24 protein-coding genes are annotated in these 25,238 nt (G+C 71.3%); 19 read left to right on the top strand and 5 right to left on the bottom strand.

The window, feature by feature from the left end; translation table 11 throughout:
• The first annotated feature begins 2 nt into the window (after positions 1-2).
• The 11 genes from ACIBO8_RS24855 to rocD all read left to right on the top strand — a co-directional run bounded on the left by ACIBO8_RS24855 (position 3) and on the right by rocD (position 10,972).
• Entirely contained in the window at positions 3-218 is a 216-nt protein-coding gene (locus ACIBO8_RS24855) for a hypothetical protein (RefSeq protein WP_364711480.1), read from the top strand.
• A 54-nt stretch (positions 219-272) separates the two neighbouring features.
• Entirely contained in the window at positions 273-1,145 is an 873-nt protein-coding gene (locus tag ACIBO8_RS24850) for a hypothetical protein (protein ID WP_396117658.1), read from the top strand.
• A 27-nt stretch (positions 1,146-1,172) separates the two neighbouring features.
• Positions 1,173-2,417 carry an ABC transporter ATP-binding protein gene (locus tag ACIBO8_RS24845; protein WP_396117657.1) on the top strand — a complete coding sequence of 415 codons (1,245 nt, stop codon included), beginning with the start codon at positions 1,173-1,175 and terminating at the stop codon, positions 2,415-2,417.
• Between the two features lie 52 nt (positions 2,418-2,469).
• Positions 2,470-3,873 (top strand): glycosyl hydrolase family 18 protein, encoded by a 1,404-nt coding sequence (locus tag ACIBO8_RS24840; RefSeq protein WP_396117656.1) that lies wholly within the window; start codon positions 2,470-2,472, stop codon positions 3,871-3,873.
• Between the two features lie 155 nt (positions 3,874-4,028).
• Entirely contained in the window at positions 4,029-5,045 is a 1,017-nt protein-coding gene (locus ACIBO8_RS24835; protein ID WP_396117655.1) for a hypothetical protein, read from the top strand.
• 54 nt (positions 5,046-5,099) lie between these two features.
• Positions 5,100-5,936, top strand: a complete 837-nt coding sequence (locus ACIBO8_RS24830) for a patatin-like phospholipase family protein (RefSeq protein ID WP_396117654.1) — start codon at positions 5,100-5,102, stop codon at positions 5,934-5,936.
• A complete protein-coding gene (locus ACIBO8_RS24825; protein WP_396117653.1) occupies positions 5,936-6,997 on the top strand; it encodes a 1-acyl-sn-glycerol-3-phosphate acyltransferase in 1,062 nt (353 codons plus the stop codon). The genes ACIBO8_RS24830 and ACIBO8_RS24825 overlap by 1 nt, the downstream gene beginning before the upstream one ends.
• Before the next feature lie 119 nt (positions 6,998-7,116).
• The gene (locus tag ACIBO8_RS24820; protein WP_396117652.1) at positions 7,117-7,725 is read left to right on the top strand and encodes an ATP-dependent Clp protease proteolytic subunit; all 609 of its coding nucleotides are present in this window, start codon (positions 7,117-7,119) and stop codon (positions 7,723-7,725) included.
• A 108-nt stretch (positions 7,726-7,833) separates the two neighbouring features.
• On the top strand, positions 7,834-8,661 hold the full coding sequence (locus tag ACIBO8_RS24815) for a UbiA family prenyltransferase (RefSeq protein ID WP_396117651.1): 828 nt from the start codon (positions 7,834-7,836) through the stop codon (positions 8,659-8,661).
• A 302-nt stretch (positions 8,662-8,963) separates the two neighbouring features.
• Positions 8,964-9,767, top strand: a complete 804-nt coding sequence (ddaH, locus tag ACIBO8_RS24810; RefSeq protein WP_396117650.1) for a dimethylargininase — start codon at positions 8,964-8,966, stop codon at positions 9,765-9,767.
• A gap of 11 nt (positions 9,768-9,778) precedes the next feature.
• Entirely contained in the window at positions 9,779-10,972 is a 1,194-nt protein-coding gene (gene rocD, locus ACIBO8_RS24805; protein ID WP_396117758.1) for an ornithine--oxo-acid transaminase, read from the top strand.
• Positions 10,973-11,012: 40 nt separating this feature from the next.
• Here rocD and ACIBO8_RS24800 read toward each other — a convergent pair whose 3' ends face one another.
• Together ACIBO8_RS24800 and ACIBO8_RS24795 are read right to left on the bottom strand one after the other, a co-directional pair.
• Positions 11,013-12,158: an FHA domain-containing protein gene (locus tag ACIBO8_RS24800; protein ID WP_396117649.1), complete on the bottom strand. Its 1,146-nt coding sequence runs from the start codon at positions 12,156-12,158 to the stop codon at positions 11,013-11,015.
• A 109-nt stretch (positions 12,159-12,267) separates the two neighbouring features.
• On the bottom strand, positions 12,268-12,561 hold the full coding sequence (locus ACIBO8_RS24795; RefSeq protein WP_396117648.1) for a 4a-hydroxytetrahydrobiopterin dehydratase: 294 nt from the start codon (positions 12,559-12,561) through the stop codon (positions 12,268-12,270).
• Between the two features lie 111 nt (positions 12,562-12,672).
• Here ACIBO8_RS24795 and ACIBO8_RS24790 point away from each other — a divergent pair, with 111 nt between their 5' ends.
• The 3 genes from ACIBO8_RS24790 to ACIBO8_RS24780 all read left to right on the top strand — a co-directional run bounded on the left by ACIBO8_RS24790 (position 12,673) and on the right by ACIBO8_RS24780 (position 15,346).
• The gene (locus tag ACIBO8_RS24790; protein ID WP_396117647.1) at positions 12,673-13,479 is read left to right on the top strand and encodes a hypothetical protein; all 807 of its coding nucleotides are present in this window, start codon (positions 12,673-12,675) and stop codon (positions 13,477-13,479) included.
• A gap of 118 nt (positions 13,480-13,597) precedes the next feature.
• Positions 13,598-14,407, top strand: coding sequence for a hypothetical protein (locus ACIBO8_RS24785; protein WP_396117646.1), 810 nt, complete (start codon positions 13,598-13,600; stop codon positions 14,405-14,407).
• Between the two features lie 132 nt (positions 14,408-14,539).
• Positions 14,540-15,346: an Fpg/Nei family DNA glycosylase gene (locus ACIBO8_RS24780; protein ID WP_396117645.1), complete on the top strand. Its 807-nt coding sequence runs from the start codon at positions 14,540-14,542 to the stop codon at positions 15,344-15,346.
• 4 nt (positions 15,347-15,350) lie between these two features.
• Here the strand turns inward: ACIBO8_RS24780 and ACIBO8_RS24775 are convergent, their stop codons facing one another.
• The 3 genes from ACIBO8_RS24775 to ACIBO8_RS24765 all read right to left on the bottom strand — a co-directional run bounded on the left by ACIBO8_RS24775 (position 15,351) and on the right by ACIBO8_RS24765 (position 19,546).
• Positions 15,351-16,862 (bottom strand): polysaccharide deacetylase family protein, encoded by a 1,512-nt coding sequence (locus ACIBO8_RS24775; protein ID WP_396117644.1) that lies wholly within the window; start codon positions 16,860-16,862, stop codon positions 15,351-15,353.
• Between the two features lie 141 nt (positions 16,863-17,003).
• Positions 17,004-18,383 carry an FAD-dependent oxidoreductase gene (locus ACIBO8_RS24770; protein ID WP_396117643.1) on the bottom strand — a complete coding sequence of 460 codons (1,380 nt, stop codon included), beginning with the start codon at positions 18,381-18,383 and terminating at the stop codon, positions 17,004-17,006.
• The gene (locus ACIBO8_RS24765; protein ID WP_396117642.1) at positions 18,380-19,546 is read right to left on the bottom strand and encodes a glutamate--cysteine ligase; all 1,167 of its coding nucleotides are present in this window, start codon (positions 19,544-19,546) and stop codon (positions 18,380-18,382) included. Before ACIBO8_RS24765 ends, ACIBO8_RS24770 begins: the two co-directional genes overlap by 4 nt.
• A gap of 68 nt (positions 19,547-19,614) precedes the next feature.
• Here ACIBO8_RS24765 and ACIBO8_RS24760 point away from each other — a divergent pair, with 68 nt between their 5' ends.
• From ACIBO8_RS24760 to ACIBO8_RS24740, 5 genes are all read left to right on the top strand, one after another.
• A complete protein-coding gene (locus ACIBO8_RS24760; RefSeq protein WP_396117641.1) occupies positions 19,615-19,890 on the top strand; it encodes a DUF6412 domain-containing protein in 276 nt (91 codons plus the stop codon).
• A gap of 51 nt (positions 19,891-19,941) precedes the next feature.
• Positions 19,942-20,607 (top strand): YidC/Oxa1 family membrane protein insertase, encoded by a 666-nt coding sequence (locus ACIBO8_RS24755; RefSeq protein ID WP_396117640.1) that lies wholly within the window; start codon positions 19,942-19,944, stop codon positions 20,605-20,607.
• A 97-nt stretch (positions 20,608-20,704) separates the two neighbouring features.
• Positions 20,705-22,063, top strand: coding sequence for a carbohydrate-binding protein (locus tag ACIBO8_RS24750; protein ID WP_396117639.1), 1,359 nt, complete (start codon positions 20,705-20,707; stop codon positions 22,061-22,063).
• A 374-nt stretch (positions 22,064-22,437) separates the two neighbouring features.
• The gene (locus ACIBO8_RS24745; protein ID WP_396117638.1) at positions 22,438-23,817 is read left to right on the top strand and encodes a carbohydrate-binding protein; all 1,380 of its coding nucleotides are present in this window, start codon (positions 22,438-22,440) and stop codon (positions 23,815-23,817) included.
• A gap of 160 nt (positions 23,818-23,977) precedes the next feature.
• Positions 23,978-25,234 (top strand): glycosyl hydrolase family 18 protein, encoded by a 1,257-nt coding sequence (locus ACIBO8_RS24740; protein WP_396117637.1) that lies wholly within the window; start codon positions 23,978-23,980, stop codon positions 25,232-25,234.
• Positions 25,235-25,238 lie beyond the last annotated feature (4 nt).

Genomic DNA, 25,238 nt, shown 5'->3' with positions numbered 1-25,238 from the left:
CCGTGCTCTGTTTCTTCTGCGCCAAGGCGGCGCGTGGCAGCTGCCGGTTCTGCGGTCGCGGCGTGTGCGAGGACCACGCCCGCTTCGGACCGTACCTGTTGCAGGTCAGCCGGTCGGCGAGCCGGGACCGGGCCGAGGCGCTGGTGGTCGAGGATGCGGTCCAGTGCGGCACCTGCCGGCCCCGGCCGCAGCCGGTGGCCATGCCCGAGCTGGACTGATCCGGCCTGACCGAGGGATACCGGGGGCTGGACGCCGCCGCCTACGGTGATGGCATGAGCGATTTCGACGCCGTCCTCGAGCGGTTGCTCACCGACCCCGCCTTCCAGGCGCAGCTGGCGCGCGACCCGAGCACGGCGCTGGCCGGCTATGCCCTCGACGCCGCCGAGGTCGACATCCTGCACCAGCAGGTCGCCTCCGACGCGGGAGCCACGCTGGCCACCGTCGAGGACCGGGTCAGCAAGTCGAGCACCTTCGGGCTGTTCAGCTCCTTCAGCGGCGGCATGGGCGCGCTCACCGACGGCATCGGTGCGCAGTCCGGTGCGCCGACTGCCGGCTCGCTGGTGCCCGCGGACGGCGCGGCGGGGATCGGCCCGGGCACCGCGGGCCGGTCCGGGCTCGGGGAGTGGTCCGAATTCGGTACGGCGGCCGGCCTCGCCGCCAACGCAGCCGTCGAGCACCCCGCGGCGCAGGGCCTCGGCGACGCGCCCGGAGCCTGGGGGGCCGGCGGCGGGGGCGTACCGGCGCATTCGGGTCTGGGGTCCGCACCCGGTCTCTCGGAGGGCCCGGATCTGGACGGTCTGCCGGCGGTGTCCGGCTTCGGCAACGCTCCGCGAAGCGGGTTGGGCGAGGCGCACGCCGGCCACGGTCATGCGGAGCTGCCGGCGCCGAAGGGCTACCACAACCGGGTCGACGCGGACGGGGACGGCAGGCTCGACGCCTCCACCTACCGCGGGCACCACGGCGGCGGCGCGGAGATCCTCGTCGACCTGAACCACGACGGCCGGACAGACTTCATCGGGGTCGACAAGGACCTCGACAACCGCGTGGACTTCGCCGATTACGACAAGGATCACGACGGTACGTTCGAGAAGCGCATGTTCGACGACGACGGCGACGGCTTCCTGGACCGCTCCGTCTGGCACTAGGACCCCGCGGCCCCCACTATGGGAGGCATGGTCGCTATCGCGGCCCGGGCACTCACGAAGGTCTTCGACGACGGCGCGGTGGCCGTGGACGGCGTGGATCTCGATGTGGCTCCGGGCGAGTTCCTGGTGCTGCTGGGCCCCACCGGCTGCGGCAAGTCGACCCTGTTGCGGCTGCTGGCGGGCGTCGAGCAGCCCACCGCCGGCGAGGTGCGCTACGACGGCGTGGCGGTGACGGAGATCGCCCCGCGCGACCGGGGTATCGCCGTGATCTTCCAGTCGTACGCGCTCTATCCGCACCTGACGGTGGCGCAGAACATCGGCTTCCCGCTGCGGGCCGTGCCGTTGCCGTCGGCGGACATCGCCACGCGGGTCGCCGAGGTCGCCCGGCACGCCGGGGTGGACGACCTGCTCAGCCGCTATCCCGAGCATCTGTCGGGCGGCCAGCGGCAGCGGGTGGCGATGGCCCGGGCGCTGGTCCGGCGGCCGTCGGTGTTCCTGCTGGACGAGCCGCTGTCGCAGGTGGACGCCGGCGCACGGGCCGCGCTGCGCGGCGAGATCGTCGCGCTGTCCCGCAAACTGGGGGTCACCACGATCTACGTGACGCACGACCAGGTCGAGGCGATGAGCATGGCCGACCGCCTCGCCGTGCTGCGCCGCGGCGTGCTCCAGCAGATCGGGCCCCCGGCCCAGGTGTACGCCGACCCGGACACCGTCTTCGTCGCGGCGTTCCTGGGCAAGCCCCGTACCAGCCTCCTCGAGGCCGCCGTGTACGCCACGGAGGGGCGGGTGCTGCTCGACCTCGGCTCGCAGGTGCTCGAGTTCCCGGCCGACGATCCGAGGACGGCGGCGCTGGCCCGGCACGACACCGCGCGGGTCACGGTCGCCATCCGGGCGTTGCGGGCGGACGGGCCGGGCCCGATGACGCTGAGCGGCACGGTGCGTGCGGTCGAGAACGTGGGGCATGAACTGCTCGTGCACCTCGACGTGGGCGGCGTACCGACGCCGGCGGCGACGTCGCACCTGGAGACGCCGGTCGTGCCCCGGCCGCGGACGGGGGCGCCGCAGGACCGGTCGCCGTACGGCCTGCAGCCGGCACACGACCTCACGGAGCCGCCGCCGCTGGGCGAGGTGATGGTGCGTGTCCCGGCGCCGGGACGGATCGAGCCGGGCTCGGCGCTGACCGTCGGCGTACGCGTGGAGGACCTGCTGCTGTTCGACCGCTCGGGCCGGCGGATCAGATTCCCGGCGCCGGCTCTGGACAGAATCAGTTAACAGTCCTAATAATTGGCCAACTGTCGATATACCGACGTGGAGGCCATCCCCCATGCGCCGATCCCTGCTCCTCGCCGCCACCGCCCTGCTCACGGCGTCCGGCTCCGCCGTCTACATAGCCTCGTCCGCCGAAGCCGCCACGGCCTGCGCGCCGGCCTGGAGCGCCACCGCCGTCTACACCAAGGACATGACCGCTTCGCAATCCGGTCACAACTTCACCGCCAAGTGGTGGACCCAGAACGAGAGCCCGGCGACGCACAGCGGCCAGTGGGACGTCTGGGCCGACAACGGCGCCTGTGGTGGCACCACGCCGCCGACGACTCCACCCACGACCCCGCCGACGACCTCGCCCACCACACCGCCGACAACTCCGCCCACCACGCCGCCGACCACCCCGCCCACGACACCGCCGACCCAGCCGCCGGCGACGGGTCTGCCGAAGCACGCGCTCATCGGCTATCTCCACGCCAGCTTCGCCAACGGCTCCGGCTATCTGCGGATGGCCGACGTACCCGGCGACTGGGACATCATCAACCTGGCCTTCGGCGAGCCCACCTCGGCCACGTCCGGCGACATCCGCTTCACGCTGTGCCCGGCGACCGAATGCCCGGGCGTCGAGAGCGAGGCCGAGTTCATCAGCGCCATCAAGGCCAAGCGCGCGGCCGGCAAGAAGGTCCTGCTCTCGATCGGCGGAGCCAACGGCCAGGTTCAGCTCACCACGACCGCGGCCCGCGACAAGTTCGTCAGCTCGGTCAGCGCCATCATCGACAAGTACGGCCTCGACGGCGTGGACGTCGACTTCGAGGGGCACTCGCTGTCGCTGAACACCGGCGACACCGATTTCAAGAACCCCACCACCCCGGTGATCGTCAACCTGATCGCGGCCCTGAAGTCGCTCAAGAGCCGGTACGGCGCGGGCTTCGTGCTGACCATGGCGCCGGAGACGTTCTTCGTCCAGCTCGGCTACCAGTACTACGGCTCCGGCCCGTGGGGCGGCCAGGACCCGCGGGCGGGCTCGTACCTGCCGGTGATCTATGCGATGCGTAACGACCTGACGGTGCTGCACGTCCAGGACTACAACAGCGGGTCGATCATGGGTCTGGACAATCAGTACCACAGCATGGGCGGGGCGGATTTCCACATCGCCATGACGGACATGCTGCTCGCCGGCTTCCCGGTCGCGGGTAACACGGCCACCATGTTCCCGGCCCTGCGCGAGGACCAGGTGGCGTTCGGGGCGCCGTCCTCGGTGAGCGCCGGGAACGGGTACGTCGCCCCGGCGGGCGTGCAGCAGGCGGTCAATTGCCTGGTCAAGAACACCGACTGTGGTGGGTACACGCCGCGCAGCGGCACGAACCCCAACTTCCGCGGGCTGATGACCTGGTCGATCAACTGGGACAAGTTCTACGGGTGGGAGTTCAAGAACAGCCACGAGCCGTTCCTGAACGCTCTCTGACGACTGTGGATCTCCGGCGCCGGCCTGCCCGTGCGGGCCGGCGCCGGCGTCGTCGATATTGAACGTCGCAAGCTTTGATCATCGAGCTGGCACCATCTGAGCAAATCCGGCATTGTTCGGGATTACCTCCTTACTCCCCAGTAACTTGCCGGGTCATGAGGACATCGATACTCCTTGCCACCATCCTCACCGTCGCGGTGGCGTCGCCGGCCGCCGCCGCGACCCGGGACGGTGCGCTGCAGCTGCACGTGGACAGCACCGCGGACGCACCCGACAGCCACCCCGGCGACGGTCGCTGTGCCACCGACGGCGGCGCGTGCACACTTCGCGCCGCGGTCATGGAGGCGAACGCCGCACCCGGGTCGACCATCGTCGTCCCGGAGGGGCGGTTCGCGCTCTCCATCCCGCCGCTGCTCGGCAGGGCCTTCACCGACTACACCCTGGCCGACGCCGCGCACGGCAACCTGAAGATCTTCAAGCCCACCACCGTGGTCGGCGCGGGGCGCGACCGTACGGTCATCGACGGCGCCCACCTCGACCGGGTGTTCACGACCCTCGGCCCCGCCACGATCACCGACATGACGATCACCGGTGGTGTCTCCGCGCCGGTCGCCTCGCTGTACAACTACTACGGCGGCGGGGGCGTGCTGAACTCCTCCGACCTGACCATGGAGCGCGTGCGGCTGACCGGCAACACGGCTCGCTTCGGCGGCGCGGTGCAGAACATCCCGTTCACCTCGATGACGCTGCGCGACAGCCTCGTGGACGGCAACGAGGCGGGGGAGGCCGGGGGCCTGCGCTTCGACTGGCGTGGCCGGATCGAGCGGTCGACGATCACCGGTAACCGGGTGACCAACCCGTACGACCCCACCCGACCCGGGGAACTCGCGGGGCTGGGCGGCGGCATCGACGTACGGGGCACGGAGACCGTGGCCGTCGTGGACTCGGCGGTGACCGGCAACTACGCCGAGGACGGCGGTGGGGGCATCAACATCACGCTCGGGTACGTACCGGGGCCGGAGAACCCGTACGGCCCCGGGCGGGTCACCCTGCAGCGCACCGAGGTCAGCGGCAACACGACCAGCCACGGTGCCGAGAACTGCCGGGCCGTGTGGGCGCAGATCGTTGACCTGGGCGGCAACACCTACTCCGACGGAACCTGCCGCTCGTAGCCGGCGCCTGTGGACAACGGGTTCCGCGGCGCCACGACGTGAAACGATGGCTGCATGGTCGAGAAGCCGGTCGCGTTCGTGCTGGGCGGGGGTGGCGTCCTCGGGGCCGTGCAGGTCGGCATGCTCCGGGCGCTGTTCCGGGCCGGCTATCGGCCCGACGTGGTCGTGGGCACCTCGATCGGTGCGGTCAACGGGGCGCTCGTCGCCGCGGACCCGACCGAGGCCGTCACCGACCGGCTGGTGCGGCTCTGGTCGTCGCCCGAGGCCGCGGAGGTCTACGGGGACTCGCTCGCCCGGCAGCTCCGCCGGTTCGCCGCGCGCACCCACCTGCACTCGCCGTTGCCGCTGCGCCGCCTGCTCGGCGCCGAGCTGGGCGAGCACGCCGATTTCGCCGATCTCAAGGTGCCGTTCCGGTGCTGCGCCGCCAGCATCGAGCGCGCCGCCGAGCACTGGTTCGACAGCGGTCCGCTGGTCGACGCGGTGCTCGCCTCGTCCTCGGTGCCGGGGCTGCTGCCCCCGATGGAGGTCGGCGGCGAGCACTTCGTCGACGGCGGCATCGTCAACTCGATCCCGATCGGGGAGGCGGTCCGGGTCGGCGCGAAACTGATCTTCGTGCTCCAGGTAGGACGCGTCGAGCGGCCCCTCTCCGTGCCGAAGCGGCCGTGGGAGGTCGCGCAGGTGGCGTTCGAGATCGCGCGGCGGCACCGGTTCGCGCGGGAGCTTGCATCGCTGCCCGACGATGTGCAGGTGCACGTCTTACCGACCGGTGGCGGCGAGAGCCGCGACGATTCGCCGTGGGCCTACCGCGACATGGCCGCCGCCGGACGCCGCATCAGCCGGGCCTACACGGCGTCCCGCCGCTACCTGGCCGCGAACCTCGACGGCGCCTGATGCTCGCGCCGCCCTGGGCCCGCCGCCTGGTCATCGCCCCGCTGGTGGTGATCCTGGCGGTCGTGCTGCTGACGACGCTGCCGGTGTGGTTGCTGCTCACGCTCGCCGCGTCGCCGTTCGCCCCCGGCCATCTGCGGTTGCCGCGCCTGGTGTTCCTGGGCATCGTGTACGTCGTCTGGGACGCGGCCGCCCTCGTCAGCCTGGCCGGCCTCTGGGTGGCGTCCGGCTTCGGGTGGAAGATCAGGACGCCGGCGTTCCAGCGCGCTCACTACGTACTGACCGGCTTGTTCCTGCGCGCGCTGTTCTGGGTGGCGAGGTGGTCGCTGCACCTGAGCATCGACGTCGTCGGCACCGACCCCGACACGGGCATGCCGGGGCGCCCCGAGATCGTGGTCAGCCGGCACGCCGGGCCGGGTGACTCGTTCGTGCTGATCCACGCGCTGGTCAACTGGTTCGAGCGGGAACCACGCATCGTGCTCAAGGCCACCCTGCAGTGGGACCCGGCGGTCGACGTCCTGCTCAACCGCCTGCCCAACCGGTTCATCAGCCCGGGCCGTCCCGGCGTCACCGACCTCGAGCAGCACGTCGGGGCGCTGGCGAGCGGCCTCGACCACAACGACGCGTTCGTCATCTTCCCGGAGGGTGGCAACTTCACCCCGCACCGCCGGGTCCGGGCGATCGCGGGGCTGCGCGCTCGCGGTTTGGAAGACATGGCCGAACGCGCGGAGCGCCTGCGTAACCTTCTCCCGCCGAAGCCGGGCGGGTTGCTGGCGGCCATCGACGCGGCCCCGGACGCCGGCGTGATCTTCGTGGCCCACACCGGCCTCGACAAGATGATCACCGTCGGGGACGTCTGGCGGGAGTTGCCGATGGACAAGCGGCTCATCATGCGGTTCTGGAGCGTGCCCCCGGAGGAGATCCCGGCGGGCGAGGAGGAGCGGGTGGCCTGGCTCTACGACTGGTGGGCCCGCATCGACAAGTGGATCGACGAGCACCGCCCGGAGCCCCGCCCGCTGGGTACGGACTGGACGGCCCGTCGCGCCGCAGTGCCGTCCCGCTGAGCGTTCGCCTTTCGCCCTCAGGGGAATCGCTGGGCGTGGCGGTCGTTACCGGGGAAGGTAGGAGAGTCTGATGCCGGGTGGGTGCCGCACCCCTCCGGCTGGTGCGAGAGGGTGGGTCCATGAGTGTTGACGACTTCGTGATGCGGTCTGGTGGCGCATCCTTTGACGACCAGGTCTTCGAGCGACTGCTCCGGGAGCGCATCATCTTCCTCGGCAGCGAGGTCAACGACGAGGTGACGAACCGCATCTGCGCCCAGATGCTGCTGCTCGCCTCCGCCGACAGCGAGAAGGACATCGCCCTGTACATCAACTCGCCGGGCGGCTCGATCAGCGCCGGCATGGCCGTGTACGACACCATGCAGTACATCAAGAACGACGTGGCCACGATCGCCATGGGCATGGCCGCCTCGATGGGCCAGTTCCTGCTCTGCGCCGGCACCCCCGGCAAGCGGTACGCGCTGCCCCACGCGAGGGTGATGATGCACCAGCTCTCCGGCGGCATCGGTGGCACCGCGGCCGACATCGCCATCCAGGCCGAGAGCATGCTGCACATCAAGAAGGTGATGAACGAGCGGATCGCCTTCCACACCGGGCACACCCCGGAGGAGATCGAGATCGACTCCGACCGCGACCGCTGGTTCACGGCGCAAGAGGCCAAGGACTACGGCATCGTCGACCACGTGATCTCCAAGGCGGCCGACGTCTCGGCGACGTCCGCGCTGGTCTGACGCGTCTACTCGAACGGGCGTACGGGGTGACCGTGCGCCCGTTTGTGTGCCTCACGGGCCGCAGGGGTATAGCGAGGGCATCCCCGAAGGTTTGAAGGAGGTGCTGACGTGAGACTCCCGACGTTCTCCCGCCACTCCGACGCCACTACTGAGACCGAAGACCGAGCGCCTGTCTCCGCGCGTACCGATGCCCCCACGCAGTCCGGAGCGGTCCAGGCCGGCCGCCCCGAGGACCTGGCGGCCGCCGACCGCGCGGCCACCGAACGCGCCGCCGATCGGGCGGCCACCGAGCGCGTCGCCGCCGACCGGGCCGCGGAGCGCGCAACGACCGACCGTGCCGCCGCCGACCGGGCCGCGGAGCGCGCGACCACCGGCCGCGCCGGCGCCGACCATGCCGCGGACCGCGCGGCCACCGACCGGACCGCCGCCGCCGCCGGCACCTATCGGCACGATGCCCGGACCGACGAGCGCCGCGCGGAACGCGCCGCCGCCGACGACCGGGACAGCACCGTCCCCATGGCGGTCGTCGACCGCGACAAAACCCGGCACGCCGACCGCGACCGGATCGAGGACGCCCGGACCGACCGCACCCCCGAGCCGCTCGCCGGTCCCAAGCCGCGCGCCAGCCTGCTCGCCACCCTTGCCCTGATCACCGGCGTGGCCGGCGCCCTGCTCGTGCTCTCCGGCCCGCTGCTCGGCTACGGCATCGGCGTCGCCGGGCTCGCCCTGATCCTGTCGATCGCCGGCATCCGTGCCACGGGGAAGCGGCACGTCGCCGGGAAGACCGACGCTTTGATCGGGTTGGTGCTGGCTCTGGCGGCCATCGTCGTGGGCGTGCTGGCGCTCACCGGCTCGCTCTCCTGGCTCGGCACCGACATGCATCCGGTCACCAGCCTGCGAGAGTGGCTTGACACACAGTTTGCGAACCGCTTCTGACGGGTATCTGACATTCACCGGCGGCGATGAGCCTCCGGGAACTCCTCGGAACCGGGGCGGTCATCAACCGTCCCGCCCCGAATCATCCGGCGGTGCGCCGGAAAGAGCGGGAACGGGCCGATCGGCGATCACCGTCGACCGACTCGGGACGGGACCGCAACGTTGTGCGGGGGCGGCGGTTCGCCGCCCCCGACGCATGTGCAACGAATCGTCGCGGCGGCCGCGGATGACGCAACGATTCACCGCCGTGCGCAACGGTGATCAGGGGCGTACGCAGGCACTTCGCCCTTAGCGTTTCTTTCATGACGACTGCTGCCCCCCGCCGCTACTTGATGTGCCGGCCTACCTACTTCGCCGTCACGTACCGGATCAATCCCTGGATGGACCCGACGGCGCCGTACGACAACGCCTTGGCCGTCAGCCAGTGGGAGAACCTGCGGCAGACGTTCCTCGACCTGGGCCACACCGTCGACCTGATCGACCCGCTGCCCGGCCTGCCCGACATGGTCTTCGCCGCGAACGGCGCCACCGTCGTCGACGGCAAGGTGCTCGCCGTGCAGTTCCGCGACGCCGAGCGGGCCGACGAGGCTCCGGCGTACAAGGCGTGGTTCGACAACGCCGGGTTCCAGACCTTCGACTCGAAGCACACCAACGAGGGCGAGGGCGACATCCTGCTCGCCGGTGACGTGCTGCTCGCCGGTACGGGCTTCCGCACCGCCCACGCCGCGCACGCCCAGACCCAGGAGGTCTTCGGCCGCCCGGTCATCACCCTGCAGCTGGTCGACCCGGCGTACTACCACCTCGACACCGCGCTGTGCGTGCTGGACGAGAAGAACATCGCCTACCTGCCGTCCGCGTTCTCGCCGGGCTCGCAGGCCGTGCTGCGCCGCATGTTCCCCAACGCCGTCATCGCCACCGCGGCCGACGCCGAGGTGCTGGGCCTCAACGCGGTCAGCGATGGCCGTACTGTGGTGCTGCCGGTCCAGGCCACCGCGCTGACGGCGGCCCTGCAGGCCGCCGGATACCAGACCGTCGGGGTCGACGTGAGCGAGCTGCGCAAGGCCGGCGGCGGCCCGAAGTGCTGCACCCTGGAGGTTCGATCGTGACGGACTTGGACATGCGTACGCCCGCGGCGCTCGCGGACGCCGAGCGCTGGACCGCGCACAACTACCACCCGCTGCCCGTCGTGATCTCCGACGCCGAGGGCGCCTGGGTCACCGACGTCGACGGCCGCCGCTACCTGGACTTCCTCGCCGGCTACTCGGCGCTGAACTTCGGGCACCGGCACCCCGGCCTGATCGCCGCCGCCCACGCGCAGCTCGACCGGCTCACGCTGACCAGCCGCGCGTTCGTGCACGACCAGTTCGCCGAGTTCTGCCGCCGCCTCGCCGACCTGTGCGGCAAGGAGCTCGTGCTCCCGATGAACACCGGGGCCGAGGCCGTCGAGACCGGCATCAAGGTCGCCCGCAAGTGGGGCTACCAGGTCAAGGGCGTGCCGGACGGGCAGGCGGAGATCATCGTCGCCGCGGACAACTTCCACGGCCGGACCACGACGATCATCAGCTTCTCGACGGACCCGGACGCGCGGAACGATTTCGGCCCGTACACCCCGGGCTTCAAGGTCGTTCCGTACGGCGACAGCGAGGCCCTCGCCGCGGCGATCACGCCGAACACCGTGGCCGTGCTGCTCGAGCCCATCCAGGGCGAGGCCGGTGTGCTGGTCCCGCCGGCGGGCTACCTGGCCGGCGTGCGGCGGGTGTGCACCGACAACAACGTGCTGTTCATCGCGGACGAGATCCAGTCCGGGCTCGGGCGTACGGGCAAGACCTTCGCGATCGAGCACGAGGGTGTCGTCCCGGACATGTACCTGCTCGGCAAGGCCCTGGGCGGCGGCATCATCCCCGTCTCGGCCGTCGCGGCGAACCGGGACGTGCTCGGGGTGCTCAAGCCCGGCGAGCACGGCTCCACGTTCGGTGGCAACCCGCTCGCCTGCGCGGTCGGCACCGAGGTCGTCAAGCTTCTCGAGACCGGCGAGTTCCAGCAGCGTTCGGCCGAGCTCGGCGCCCGGCTGCACGAGGGCCTGAACGCGCTCATCGGCCGCGGCGTGCTCGCCGTGCGGGGACGCGGGCTCTGGGCCGGCGTCGACATCGACCCGGCGCTGATGACCGGCCGCCAGGCCGTCGAGCGGCTCGCCGCCCGCGGCGTGCTCGCCAAGGACACCCACGGATCGACGATCCGGCTCGCGCCGCCGCTGGTGGTCACGCCCGCCGACATCGATCACGCGCTGGCTCAGCTGGCCGCAATCCTGTGAGAGGGGGCGGTGGGGCGGCGGCCGGCAACGGCCGCCGCTCTTACCGTTCGAACTTGCGGATCGCCATGGTCGGGGCCTCGGCCATCACCGAGTGCGGCTGAGCCACCCCGCCGGAGTGCCACAGCTTCGCCCGGCCCACGTGCACGTTCGCGTAGAGCTCGACCACGTCGTTCGGCGCGAGCGCCCGCGTCTCGTCGCGGTTGAGGGTGATCCGCTGGTCGTCGTCGAAGGAGCCGTTCGGCCGGATGCCCGTGCCGTTGGTGCTCACGTCCTGGGCGCTCAGCTCGCCGCTGCGCAGGGCCAGCCGGACATGCCCGCGGCTGATCCACTTCCGGGCGTCGTCGCTCAGCCACTGGCCCAGCATGACGCCGCCACCCTCCGGCGCCCGGCCCACCACGACCGGCTTCTCGGTCGAGACCACGAAACGCTGACGGACGACGCCGTCGATGCGTACCGAAAGAACCTCGACGGCCGGGCGCGGACCCGCATCGCGCAACCGGGTGCCGTGCCGGGGACAGGTGGGCACACCGCCCCGCAACGACGGCGGCGGCTGGGAGACCGGGCTGGTGGTCTTGCGCATGTCGGCGAACGGGCTGTCCGGGTCGCCGCCAGAGCCGTACGCGCTGCAGTTGGACTCGGGACAGCCCCAGACGCGCGACAGCAGCTTCTGACCCGTCGGGGAGGGCTCGGCCACCGGCGGCACCTCGCCGCGCCCGACCCTGGCTACCAGCACCGGACCGCCGGCGCCGGGCACAGCCGCGAGCAACCGGCCGGGCTCCTCGATCCAGGGGCGGCGATCGCGGAACTGCTCCGCCCGGCCGCGCGTGAGCACGGGCAGGCCCAGGAGCTCGGCGACCTCGTACACCCGGTCGTCCAGCTGGGGCACGACCTCGACCACGCCGTCGTCGGCCCAGCGGCGGACCACCATGCGCTCGTTCGAGGTGAGGTCGGCGTCGGAGAGCAGGCCGCGGGGAACCACCGCGTACACCGGGACGTTCTCCTCGGCGACATGCCGGCCGAGCGCGTCGATGACCAGGCCCAGCCGCAGCATGCTGGCGGGCCGGCCGCCGTCGAGGTCCGCGTACCGGACGATCTCGGAAAGATCGACCACCGCCCGGGCGAGCGCGGGGTCGGTGGTGAGACGCGCCTCGATGGCGTCGAGGACCTTGCTGACCTCGAATCTCACATGGCCTCCCGGTGGATACGCGTGCGGCTGCCCCGGCCATCATGCCGTCCGGAGGCGGGCTGCGGCCAATCAGGGTGACGTGATCTTCCGGTCGGAAAGGCGTCGCGGGTCAGGCGTCGTCGGCCAGAATGCGGTCGATGCGGTTCGCCAGGGCGATGTCCCGGGTCGTCACGCCGCCCGCGGAATGGGTGCTGCAGCGGAACGTCAGGGTGCGCCAGCGGATGTCGATGTCGGGGTGGTGGTCCATCTCCTCGGCCACCTTCGCCACCCGGTCGACCACCGCGATCGCCGCGGGGAAGCTGCGTAGGCCCACCGTGCGCACGATCGCGTCCGGGCCGCCCTCCCAGCCGTCCAGGACGGCGACGGCGTTGCGTACCGAATCGGCGTCGAGCAGGTCAGCCATGACCTGAGCTTAGTCGCCGCCGGTGCCCTCCCGTCGGCGGCCGCGGCCGGAATGTCGCACGGTTCCGCTACGGTGGGCGCCGACATGCGGCAACACGGGGAGGAAACCCACATGAGCAATCGACGGCTGGCGATCGCCGGACTGGCACTCGTCGCGGCGCTCGGCCTGACCGGCTGCGGGCCGGACGAGGACAAGGCGGCGCCGACCGGCGGCAAGGGTTCCGGCGTCGCGGCTCAGCAGGCGGCCGACAAGCAGGACCCGGCCGCCGATCTGGCCGCCGCGGCGCAGAAGCTCGGCGAGCAGAGCATGAAGATCGACATGAACATGGCCGGTGCCATGAGCATGAGCGGCGTGGCCGACCCCAAGTCGGGCAACGTGAAGATGTCGATGGAGATGGGCGCCCTCGGCGACGGCACCGCGATCGAGATGCGCAAGATCGGCGACGACCTCTACATGAAGTTCGGCGGCTCGATCGGCGCGATGCTCGGCGGCGCCGACAAGACCAAGGCCTGGATGCACGTCGACGCGTCCAAGCTGAGCGAGGGCAGCAGCTTCAACGTGATGCCGAAGGACGACCCGGCCGGCACCAAGGCCATGATCTCGGCCATGACGCAGGTCGAGCGGGTCGGCGACAAGGGCTACAAGGGCACGCTGGACCTGACCAAGTCGCCCCGCTACAACAAGAACAAGAGCATCGAGGCGCTGGGTGCCAAGGCCACGAAGGTGCCCTTCACCGCGAAGAAGGACGGCGAGGGCCGTCTCACCGAGCTGACGCTCGACATGAGCAGCCTCGGTGCGGGCGCCGGCAAGGTGGAGACCAAGTACTACGACTTCGGTACGCCGGTCTCGGTGCAGGCGCCGCCGGCGTCGCAGGTGCAGGAGGCGCCGAGCCAGCTCTCGGGCATCCTCAACGCCTGATCCGCGGCTGTCGATGGTGGCCGGGTGGACTCGTCCGCCCGGCCATCGCTGTTTCGTTCTCCGGGCGATCGGGCATTGGGTGAGCCTTCGTCATGGCGGCGATGCAGGGAGGAACGACATGCGGACGGCTCGAGTTCGTGGGCTGGGCCTGGCTTCTTTGGCTGCGGTGGCGCTCGCCGTCGCGGGCTGCTCCGACAACGGGGACGCCACCCCCGGTGCCGGCACCCCAGCGAGCGGCGTACCCAGCGCTTCCGCCAGCGTGGGGGCGGCCGATCCCGCCGCTGCCGCCGCGCTCGCCGATGCGGCGGCCAAGCTCGGCGAGAACAGCTTCAAGGTGACCATGACGTCCGGACCCGGCCTCAAGCTCAACGGGCTCATGGACGCGCCGCACGGCGTCGGCACCGCGACGTTGACGGCCAGCGGCCCGAACACCGAGATCCAGGTCAAGACGCTGCTGGTGGACAAGGACCTCTACCTGCAGGTCCCGGGCGTCACCAAGCCCGGCACCTGGACCCACGTGGACGTGTCCCGCCTGCCCGAGGGCGCGAACGTCGGCCTGCGGCCCGGCCAGATCGACCCGGCCAACACCGCCCAGCTGCTCAACTCCACCACCGACGTCCAGCAGGTCGACCCCCGCAGCTACCGCGGCACGCTCGACCTCACCAAGGCCGCCGGCGTCGCGGGAGTCGACCAGAAGATGATCAGTACGTGGGGAGCGCAGGCGCAGGACGTGCCGTTCACCGCGGGCCTCGACGAGCAGGGCCGGCTCTCCGCCCTCACCATCCAGCTCCCGGCCGTGAAGGGGCAGCAGCCCCAGCCGCTCGAGGTGCTGTACACGGACTACGGCACCACGGTCGACGCGCAGCGTCCGCCGGCCTCGCAGCTCACCGAGGCGCCGGACAGCCTTTACACCAGCCTGGGCGGTTGATCCGCGGCACGACCGCTCCGGCTCTCCGGGCCCCCGCTCTCCCCGGCGGGGGCCTTCGCCGTGCCGCAGGCCATGCGGCGGCCGGGCATGGGGTAAGCCGGGCGATCGATGCATCGGCTACCGTTGCGGACCGTGCCAGAGGGACACACCATTCACCGGCTCGCCGCCCGCCATCGCGAGCTTTTCGCCGGCCACGTCGTCACCGTCGACAGCCCGCAGGGGCGCTTCGCCGCCGGTGCGGCCCTGATCACCGGGCGCCGGCTGGCCGACACCGAGGCGTACGGGAAGCACCTGTTCCACCACTTCGACGGCGAGCGGAGCCTGCACGTCCACCTCGGTCTGTACGGCAAGTTCGCCGACGGGGTGCCGCCCGTGCCCGAGCCGGTCGGCCAGCTGCGGATGCGGATGGTGGGTGGCGGGCACTGGCTGGAGCTGCGTGGCCCCACCGCTTGCGAGGTGCTCGATCCCGGCCAGGTGGCGGTGCTGCGCGCGCGGCTGGGGCAGGATCCGCTGCGCGACGACGCCGACCCGCTCGTTGCGTACGCCCGGGTTCGTGCCAGCACGAAGCCGGTGTTCGCCCTCCTGCTGGACCAGACGGTGGTGGCCGGGTGTGGGTTGATCTACGCGAACGAGGTGCTGTTCCGGGCCGGGCTCGCCCCGACGACCGAGGGCAGCAGGATCTCGGCGGCGTGCTGGCAGGAGATCTGGGACGACCTGCGGGCGCTGATGAAGGAGGGTGTGGCGCGCGGCCGTATCGACACGGTGCACACCGCGCACACGCCGGAGGCCATGCAACGCGCGCCGCGGGTGGACCGGCACGGCGGCGAGGTGTACGTCTACCGCCGTCCGGGTCAGCCCTGCCTGGTGTGCGGGACGGCGGTGCAGCGCGGGCCGATGGCCGGGCGCAACCTCTACTGGTGCCCGGCCTGCCAGCCCTGAGCCGTCACTGACCGGCGGAGGCGGGGGCCGAGGCGGGAGGCGGTGCGACGGGCGGCTCCGGTTCCGACGGCAGGCCGAGCTGGAAGTTCTCCTGCAGCCAGGGCAGCAGCGTCTCGTACGCCTCCACCGTGTCCGGCTGGTTGAAGTCGTGGGACAGCACGATCGACCCGGGCCGTACGTGGTCCTGCACGCCCTTGACGACCTTCTCCACGTGCGCGGCGTCGTCCTCGCCCTCGGTGTGCTCCCAGTCGCGCGGGTCGACCTCCCAGTAGAGGGAGGTCATGCCGTCGGCGTACGCCGTCTGGACCAGGCGGTCGGTGAAGTTGCCGCCCGGGGCGCGGAAGAAGGGGATCTTCGCGTCCGGCACGGCCGCACGGATGGCCTCGTTGGTGCGGGCCAGATCCGCCGCGATCTTCTCCGGCTTGTCCTTGCCGATCGTCAGGCTGTGGTTCCAGGTGTGGTTGCAGAGCGTGTGGCCCTCGGCGACGATCTGGCGGACCATGTCCGGGTGCCGGCGGACCTGGGTGCCGACCAGGCAGAACGTCGCCTTGACGTGGTTCTCGCGCAGGAGTTCGAGGATCTTCGGCGTCTGCACCGGGTCGGGACCGTCGTCGAAGGTCAGGGCCACCGTGTCGGAACCCGTCGTGCGCAGCGACTTGGCCGGTCCGTTGCCCTCCGGGACCGCGACGGCCGGCGCCGGCTCGGTGGCCGAGGTGGGCGGCGTGGCGGCGGCCGCCGGTGGCTCGGGCTCGGCCGGTCGGCCGGACGGCGGCGCGGACGCCGGGGTGGCCTGCGGCGCCGTTCCCTGCTTGGCCGGGACGGCGGGCGGGTTCTTGGCGGGCTTCTTGGCCGGCGCCTTGGCCGCGGTGGCGATCGAGTGGTCGGCGGCGTTGACCGGGTTCACGCCGGTGGTGTCGTTCTGCCGCATCGGCAGGACGACGAGCATGAGGCCGACGGCGACGAGCCCGGCGAGCAGCGCCTGCTGGCGGTGCCGGCCGATGAGCAGCCACGACTCGATGGGCAGGGTGCCGGGGGCCCGGTGGGCGCCGGTGGCCGGTCGCTTGCCGTTGTCGGCCAGCGCCCAGTCGCGCACCGCGCCCGCCGCCTCGCGCACCACCGGGAGGGGCCGCACGGTGATCGCCAGCTGATCCGCGGCCTTGGCGTGCCGGCCCCGGGCCCGCCGGGCGGAAAGAGGGCGGGCGGCAGGAGAGCGGGCGGCAGGAGAGCGGGCGGGAAGGGTGCGGCCAGCAGGAGCGGATGAGCGAGGCGCGAGGTCCAGCGCCGGGCGGCGGCCGCCCGCGACGCGGTCCGTCCCGGGTGGACGCAGGACTGTCGGGTCGGCGAGCGACTCCGGGCGACGGTGCCGGCCCAGGGACGTCTCGCCCTCCAGGACGGAGACGTGCGGGAAGCCGCCGGTGCCGCCGGTCAGCGCGCCGAAACGCAGGGACCTCGCCGGTCCGGCCGCGTGTCGGGGGCCCTTCTCCGGCGCCGTACGTTCGGGGGGTTGCGGCGGCATTCGTCATGCCTACCCTGCCGCAAGATCAAAGACGATACCGCATTCGTGATCATCGCGTGGCTGAAAGTAATCACCGCAGGTCAATGCCGTGTGGTCGACGGCGAATGGTGAAGACAGTTCGGACGGTGCGTCCCGAACGGGTCAGCGCGAGGCGTGGACCTCGTCCGTCGCCTTGCGGGCGGCGATGAGCACCGGGTCCCAGACGGGGGAGAACGGCGGGGCGTAGCTGAGGTCCAGCGCCGTCATCTCCTCCACGGTCATCCGGTTCCAGACCGCTATCGCCAGGGAGTCGATGCGCTTGGCGGCCTCCTCCCGGCCGACGATCTGGGCGCCGAGAAGCATGCCCGTACGCCGTTCCGCGATGAGCTTGACGACCATCGGGCTGGCACCCGGGTAGTACCCCGCGCGGCTCGTCGACTCCACCGAGGCGGTGACGTAGTCGAAGCCGGCCGCGGTCGCCTCCTTCTCCGCCAGGCCGGTGCGCGCCACCTCGAGCTCGCAGACCTTCGTCACCGCCGTACCGATGACTCCCGGGAACGTCGCGTAGCCGCCGCCGATGTTGATGCCCGCCACCCGGCCCTGCTTGTTGGCGTGGGTGCCCAGCGGGACGTGCACCGGCTGGCCGCTGATCCGGTGCACGGTCTGCACGCAGTCCCCGGCCGCCCAGAGCCCGTCGACGCGCCCGTCCGGGCCCACCACCCGCATCTGCAGGTCGGTCCGCAGGCCGCCGGTGACGCCGACCGGGATGCCGGACTCCTGGGCCAGCGCCGTGTTCGGGCGTACGCCCAGACCGAGCACCACGATGTCGGCCGGCAGCGTTTCATCAGGGGTGACCACCGCCGAGACCCGGCCGTTCTCGCTTTCCAGGCCCTGGACGTGGGCGTTGGTGCGCACCTCGATGCCGAGCCCGCAGATGGCGCGCCGAACTCGCTCGCCCATGTCCGGATCCACGGTGGACATCGGCTGCGGCGACTTCTCCAGCAGGGTCACCTCCAGCCCCCGCCGGACCATCGCCTCGGCCATCTCGACGCCCACGTAGCCGCCGCCGATCACCACGGCCCGGCGGGGCTGTGGCTCCCGGTCGAGCCAGGCGTGGATGGCCTCGCCGTCGTCGAGGGTCTGCACGCCGAAGACGCCGCCCGCGTCGATGCGCGCCCATTGCGGGGTGACCGGGACGGCGCCGGCCGCGTACACCAGCTCGTCGAAGCCCTCGCGGCACTCGCCGCCGCCGTCCAGGTCCTTGGCGATCACCTCACGCCGGTCCAGGTCGATCGCCACGACCTCGTGCCGCAGCCGTACGGCGATGCCCGCCTCCGCGAAGGCGGCGGGTTCGCGGGCGATCAGGGCGTCCCGGTCGGTCACCGCGCCGCCGATCCAGTACGGGATCCCACAGGCCGAGTACGACGTGAAATGGCCCCGTTCGAACGCGACGATCTCGAGCTCGTCCGGGCCCTTGCGCTTGCGCGCTTGGGAGGCCGCGGACATCCCCGCCGCATCCCCGCCGATGACGACCAGTTTCACCGCGCGCCCGCGGTGGCGCCGGCGAGCCAGTCCACCACGTCGGAGATCGTGGCGTTCTGCGCCATGAGCGCGCGCTGCCTGGCCGCCCCGGTGCCGTGCGCGCGCAGCCGGCCCATCAGCACGGTGGCCAGCTCCAGGTCGCCGTGGCGCTCGAGCTCCGGGCGTACGTAGTCGAAGAGCTGACGCATGAGCCGCCACGCCGGGCGCGGCTCCCGGGTGGCCATGTCGATGTTGAGACCCTCGAGGCCGTCGTGCGCGGCCCGCCAGTGCGCGGCCCGCAGCAGCGGGTGCGCGACGTCGGGGGCCCGCTTGCCGTCGTGGATCTCGCCCAGGACCGTCCCGACGAGCGCCCGGGCCAGCGCGGCCAGGAGCACGGTGTCGTCCAGCGACGGGCAGACGTCGCCCATCCGGATCTCGACCGTGGGGTAGTTCGCCGACAGCCGGGCGTACCAGTAGAGCATCCCCTCGTCGAGCATCGCGCCGCTCGCCTGCAGATCGGAGATGAGCGTCAGGTAGTGCTCGTGCGACTCCAGGTACGGCGTCGGGCCCACGGTCGGCCAGCGTTCCCAGAGCATCGAGCGCCAGCTGGCATACCCGGTGTCGTGGCCCGCGAAGTACGGCGAGTTGGCCGTCGCGGCCTGGAAGATCGGCAGCCAGGGGCGCAGATGGTTGAGGACCTGCACGCCGGTCTCCGGGTCGGGGACGCTGACGTGCACGTGCATGCCGTTGAGGCCGGCGCCGGGGGACAGGTCGCCGAAGCGTTCCCGCATCCGGTGGTAGCGCGGCTTGTCCACCACCCGGGTGTTCGGGCCGGAGCCCGGAGCCGCGCCGACCGCCACCACCCGCACGCCGGCCGCCTCCGCCGCCGTGGCGATGCCGGCGCGCAGCCGCTTCATCGCGTCGAACAGGCTGCCCAGCTCCAGTTGCGGCGGGCTGGCGGTCTCGATCTGGCTGCGCATGTACTCGTGCTGCACCGAGTCGCGGATGTCGTCGCCGAGCCGGTCGAAGACCTCCTCGACGGCCTCGACCGCGCGGGGTTCCACCGCGTCGACGAGCAGGTATTCCTCTTCCACGCCGAGGGTCAGCAGCCCTTGGGCTTGCGCCGCCTCGGCCAGCTCCTCGGAGATCGTGGTCGCCTCCGCCGCAGTCTCCGGTATCGCCATGCGCCGCAACGTACCCTCCAGTCCGTGCCGGAAAACGGATGTTGCCTCTCAGGCGTAGCGTGATATCCGTGCTGCTGCTGGGGTTCTGGGCGTTTGTCGCCCTGCCGGGCCCCGCGACTTCGTCCCCGCATCTCCTGCTCGGGCTCGCCGTGGTCGCGGCGGCCCTCCTCGTGGTGGTCGCGGCGGCCGGCCTGCCGGCACTTCCGCCGCCGGCCCCGGGCCGGGTCTCCGCCGCCGGCCGGCGGTCCCGGATCCGGCGCCTGCCTCGCCTTCTCGATCCCGATGCGGCCGGACGTCCGCGCCCCCGAGCGCCCGCGACCCCGTCGGTGGTCGCGCTTTCCTAGGCCCGGCCACCTCCGCGTCCCGTCCGCCTTGAGGATCGCAGGGGTACGCCCATGTCCGTTTCCGCCGCGCTGGACGCCGTCATCGGTGTCGCGCAGTCCGCCCTCGAGGGTCTCGCCACCCTCCTCACCCCGGCCACCGGTACGCTCGCCGCCGCCCTGGCCATCGTCGTGTTCACCGTCGCCGTCCGCCTGCTGATCAGCCCGCTCGCCTGGCTGCAGGCACGTTCCGCGAAACGGGGCGCCGCCCTGGCGCCGCAGATCGCGATCCTGCGCGAGAGACACCGAGACGATCCCGTCCGCCTCGCCGGCGAGACGCTCGCCCTGCAGCGCGCGAACGGCGCGAGTCCGTTCGCCGCTGTCCTGCCCGCTCTCGCGCAGGCGCCGTTCTTCATGCTCATGTACCACGTGGTCCGGCCGGGCGCCGGTGCACCGACGGGAGTCCTCGCGGGACACCTGCTCGGGGTGCCGCTGACCGCGCACCTCGCGACGGGCCTGCCCGTCTTCTCGGTGCTGCTCGGCCTCGCCGGGCTGCTGGCGTGGTGGTCGTCGCGACGGGCGCGGCGGTCGATGCCGGCGGACAACCCGCTCGGCGGGATCCTGACCCGGCTGCCGTACCTCACGGTCGCGGCGGTGGCCTGCCTACCGCTCGCGGGCGGGCTTTATCTCGTAACATCTGCCGCCTGGACCGCTTTGGAGCAGCTTGTCCTGCGCCGCTGACGGATTTACGGCTCACCGTTGACAATGGGCGGAAAGCGCTAGGAGGCTTCCGTGAGAGCGCTCTCTCACCTATTACGCCTGCCCGGAAAGCGCTGTCATGAGAATTCGATGCCATATTGCGTTCATAGCGGCCGTCGCCGTATCCACCACTCTCCCCCTGTCCGCCGCAGTCCCCGCCCGGGCCGCCCTGGCGCCGGCCCCCTCCGGGTGGACGCAGGTCTGGGCGGAGGACTTCACCGGACCTGCCGGCACCCTGCCCAGCTCCGCCGACTGGATCATCGACACCGGGACGAGCTATCCCGGTGGGCCGGCGCGGTGGGGCACCGGCGAGGTTCAGGCGTACACCGACAGCACCAGCAATCTCGCGCAGGACGGTGCCGGCAATCTGCGCATCACGCCGCTGCGTGATGACTCCGGCCGGTGGACGTCCGCGCGGATCGAGACCCGGCGCACCGATTTCAAACCGCCGGACGGCGGGGTGTTACGGATCGAGGGCCGGATCCAGATGCCGAACGTGACCGGTGCTGAAGCGGCCGGTTACTGGCCCGCGTTCTGGGCGCTCGGCGAGCCCTACCGGGGCAACTACCAGAGCTGGCCGTCGGCCGGCGAGTTCGACGTCATGGAGAACGTCAACGGCGCCGACGCCGTGTGGGGCTCGCTGCACTGCGGCGTTAATCCGGGTGGTCCGTGCGACGAGACGCTCGGCAACGGCGCCAACCGGCCCTGCCCCGGATCCAGTTGCCAGTCCGCCTTCCACATGTACGCCTTCGAGTGGGACCGCAGCGTCAGCCCCAACCAGTTGCGCTGGTACGTCGACGGCGAGCGGTACCACTCGGTCAGCCAGAGCGAGGTGGGCGACTCGTACTGGACGGACATGACCGAGCACCCCGGCTACTTCATCCTGCTCAACGTCGCGATCGGGGGCGCCTTCCCGGATGGTGTGGCCGGCTCGGCGACCCCGACGGGCCTGACCGCCCCGGGTAGTCCGATGCTCGTGGACTACGTGGCCGTGTACACCTCCGGAGGAGCCGGCGCGCCGCTGGGTGGCCCGCGGGACGCGTACGGCACGATCCAGGCCGAGTCGTACGACGCCGCGTCCACCGTGGGCAAAGAGGCCTGCTCCGAGGGTGGAGAGGACGTCGGCTGGCTGAGCGACGGCGACTGGCTGCGGTACGACAACGTCGACTTCGGTACGGGCGGAGTCCACGCCTTCGCGGCGCGGGTGGCGTCCGGCGCCGGCGGGGACGTGAGCGGCCTGGTCGAGGTACGCATCGACAGCCGGAGCAACGCGCCGATCGGCTCGTTCGCGCTCGCCGGCACCGGCGGCTGGCAGTCCTGGCGTACGGTACCGGCTGATGCGGCCGACGTGGTCGGGCGGCACACCGTCTTCTTGACCTTCATCAGCGGCCAGCCGGCCGACTTCGTGAACGTCGACTGGTTCCAGTTCCTCACCTAGCGGCATTCCCACCGGTACGCATTCGGGGCCGGAAGCGTCACCAGCGCTTCCGGCCCCGATGCTTGGGAGCGGGTCGGCCGCTCGGCGTGCCGCCGGCCGCTCATCTCGCCCGGCCTGCCCGTCTTCGCGACGCTGCGCGGCTCACCGGCCTGAACGGCGTGGTGGAGGCCGCGGGGCCCCGCCCGTGGACACCCGCTGCGCGGAAGCATGAACGCCCTCGTCTCGTAACATTCGCCGCTTGGGCGGCGCTGGAACAGCTGGTCATGCGCCGCCCAGAGATTGAAAGTTCTTAATGTTGACAACTTGGCGAAACAAGAAGGAAACTTTCTGAGAGCGCTCTCTCGCCTGTCACGACTGCCCTGGGAGCCGTCGTCATGAGAATTCGTCGCCGTTTCGCCGCCGCCGCGGCCGTCGCCGCCGCCCTGACCGCATCCGCCGCCGTCGCCGTCTCCGCCCAGGCCGCCCTGCCACCGGTCCCCTCCGGATGGACCCAGGTCTGGGCGGACGACTTCACCGGACCCGCCAACACCCTGCCCAGCTCCGCCAACTGGATCATCGACACCGGCACCAGCTATCCCGGCGGCCCCGCGCAGTGGGGCACCGGAGAGATCCAGACGTACACGAACAGCACCAGCAACCTCGCGCAGGACGGCGCCGGCAACCTGCGCATCACGCCACTGCGCAACGGCTCCGGTCAGTGGACGTCGGCGCGGATCGAGACCCAGCGCAGCAACTTCAAGCCGCCGGACGGTGGGGTGCTGCGCATCGAGGGCCGGATCCAGATGCCCAACGTGACCGGTGCCGAGGCCGCCGGCTACTGGCCCGCGTTCTGGGCGCTCGGTGCGCCGTACCGGGGCAACTACCAGAACTGGCCGTCGGTCGGCGAGTTCGACATCATGGAGAACGTCAACGGGATCAACGCCGTCTGGGGCGTGCTGCACTGTGGCGTCAACCCCGGCGGGCCCTGCAACGAGACGCTCGGCATCGGCGCCAACCGGGCCTGTCCCGGCTCCAGCTGCCAGTCCGCGTTCCACACGTACGCCTTCGAGTGGGACCGCAGCGTCAGCCCCAATCAGATGCGCTGGTACGTCGACGGCCAGCAGTACCACTCGGTCAGCCAGAGCCAGGTCGGCGAGCCGCACTGGACGAACATGACCGGGCACGCCGGCTACTTCATCCTGCTCAACGTCGCGATGGGCGGCGCCTTCCCGAACGGCGTCGCCGGCTCCGCCACTCCGACCGGCTCGACCGCCTCGGGCCGTCCGATGCTCGTGGACTACGTCGCCGTCTACAGCCGCGGAGGTGGCACCACGCCGCCGCCCACCGACCCGCCGCCGACCGGTGGTTCGCGGGACGCCTACGGCACGATCCAGGCAGAGTCCTACGACGCCGCGTCCGCCGTGGGCAAGGAGGCCTGCTCCGAGGGTGGCGAGGACGTCGGCTGGCTGAGCAACGGCGACTGGCTGCAATACAACGACGTCGATTTCGGTACGGGCGGAGTCCGAGACTTCCAGGCCCGCGTGGCGTCCGGCGCGGCCGGGGGAGTCAGTGGCCTGGTCGAGGTGCGGATCGACAGCCGGGGCAACGCGCCGATCGGATCCTTCGCACTCGCCAACACCGGAGGCTGGCAGTCCTGGCGCTCGGTGCCGGGCAGCGCGGCCAACGTCTCCGGGCGGCACACCGTGTTCCTGACTTTCGCCAGCGGGCAGCCGGCGGACTTTGTGAACGTCAACTGGTTCCAGTTCCGCAGGTAGCGACTTTCTTCAATACGTAGGCATAAGGGCCGGGAGCGCTACCAGCACTTCCGGCCCTAGCTCTTAATGGAAAGTTAAGTTCACGGATGCCTTTACTTCCTCTGTTAACACTCCTAATAATTGGCGCACCCACCTCGGTACACGTGGAAGGCCCACCCCCATGCGCCGTACCTTCCTCCTCGCCACGGCAGCCGTCCTGGTCGCCGCCGGCTCCGCCGTCTACATAGGCTCGTCGGCCAGTGCCGCGGCCGCCTGCGCCCCCGCCTGGAGTTCAACGGCGGTTTACACGAACGGAATGGCCGCTTCGCAGTCCGGTCACAACTACACCGCGAAGTGGTGGACCCAGAATGAGAGCCCGGCGACCCACAGCGGTCAGTGGGACGTCTGGGCCGACAACGGCACGTGCGGAGGCACCACGCCCCCGACCACTCCGCCCACGACGCCCCCGACGACCCCTCCCACCACGCCCCCGACCACACCGCCCACCACGCCGCCGACCAGCCCGCCGCCCACCGGCCCGCTGCCCGGGCACTTCGTCACCGGCTACTGGCAGAACTTCGACAACCCGGCCAACGAGATCAAGCTCGCCGCCGTCCCCGACACGTACGACCTGATCGCGGTGGCGTTCGCCGACGCGACCAGCACCCCCGGCGCCGTGTCCTTCAAGGTCGACCCGGGCCTCTCCACCAGCGTCGGCGGCTACACCGACGCCCAGTTCAAGGCCGACATCGCGACGCTGCACTCCCGCGGCAAGAAGGTCGTCATCTCGGTCGGCGGCGAGAAGGGCTCGGTGTCCGTCGGTGACTCGGCGGCCGCGACCAACTTCGCCAACTCGGTCCAGTCGCTGATCCAGGCGTACGGCTTCGACGGCGTCGACATCGACCTCGAGAACGGGCTCAACCCGACCTACATGGCTCAGGCCCTGCGCGGCCTGCGCGCCAAGGTGGGCGCGAGCCTGATCATCACGATGGCGCCGCAGACCATCGACATGCAGAACCCGGCGGGCTCGTACTTCAAGCTCGCGCTCGACATCAAGGACATCCTGACGGTCGTCCACACCCAGTTCTACAACTCGGGCGCGATGCTCGGCTGCGACAACAACGCCGCGTACGGGCAGGGCTCGGTCAACTTCATCGTCGCCCTGGCCTGCATCCAGCTCGAGGCCGGCCTGCGCCCCGACCAGGTGGCGATCGGCCTGCCGGCGACCAGCAGCGCGGCCGGTGGGGGCTACGTCTCACCGTCCGTCGTCAACCAGGCGCTCGACTGCCTGGCCCGTGGCACCAACTGCGGCTCCTTCCGGCCGCCGCACACCTATCCCGGCCTCCGTGGCGCGATGACCTGGTCCATCAACTGGGACGTCACCGCCGGCAACGGATGGGCCAACGCCGTCTCCCCCCACGTCCACGCCCTGCCCTGACCGG

Source organism: Actinoplanes sp. NPDC049681 (assembly GCF_044465265.1).
GTDB lineage: Bacteria > Actinomycetota > Actinomycetes > Mycobacteriales > Micromonosporaceae > Actinoplanes.
The sequence above is the reverse complement of the archived record's forward strand: the minus strand, read 5'-3'. Positions and strand labels throughout refer to the sequence as shown.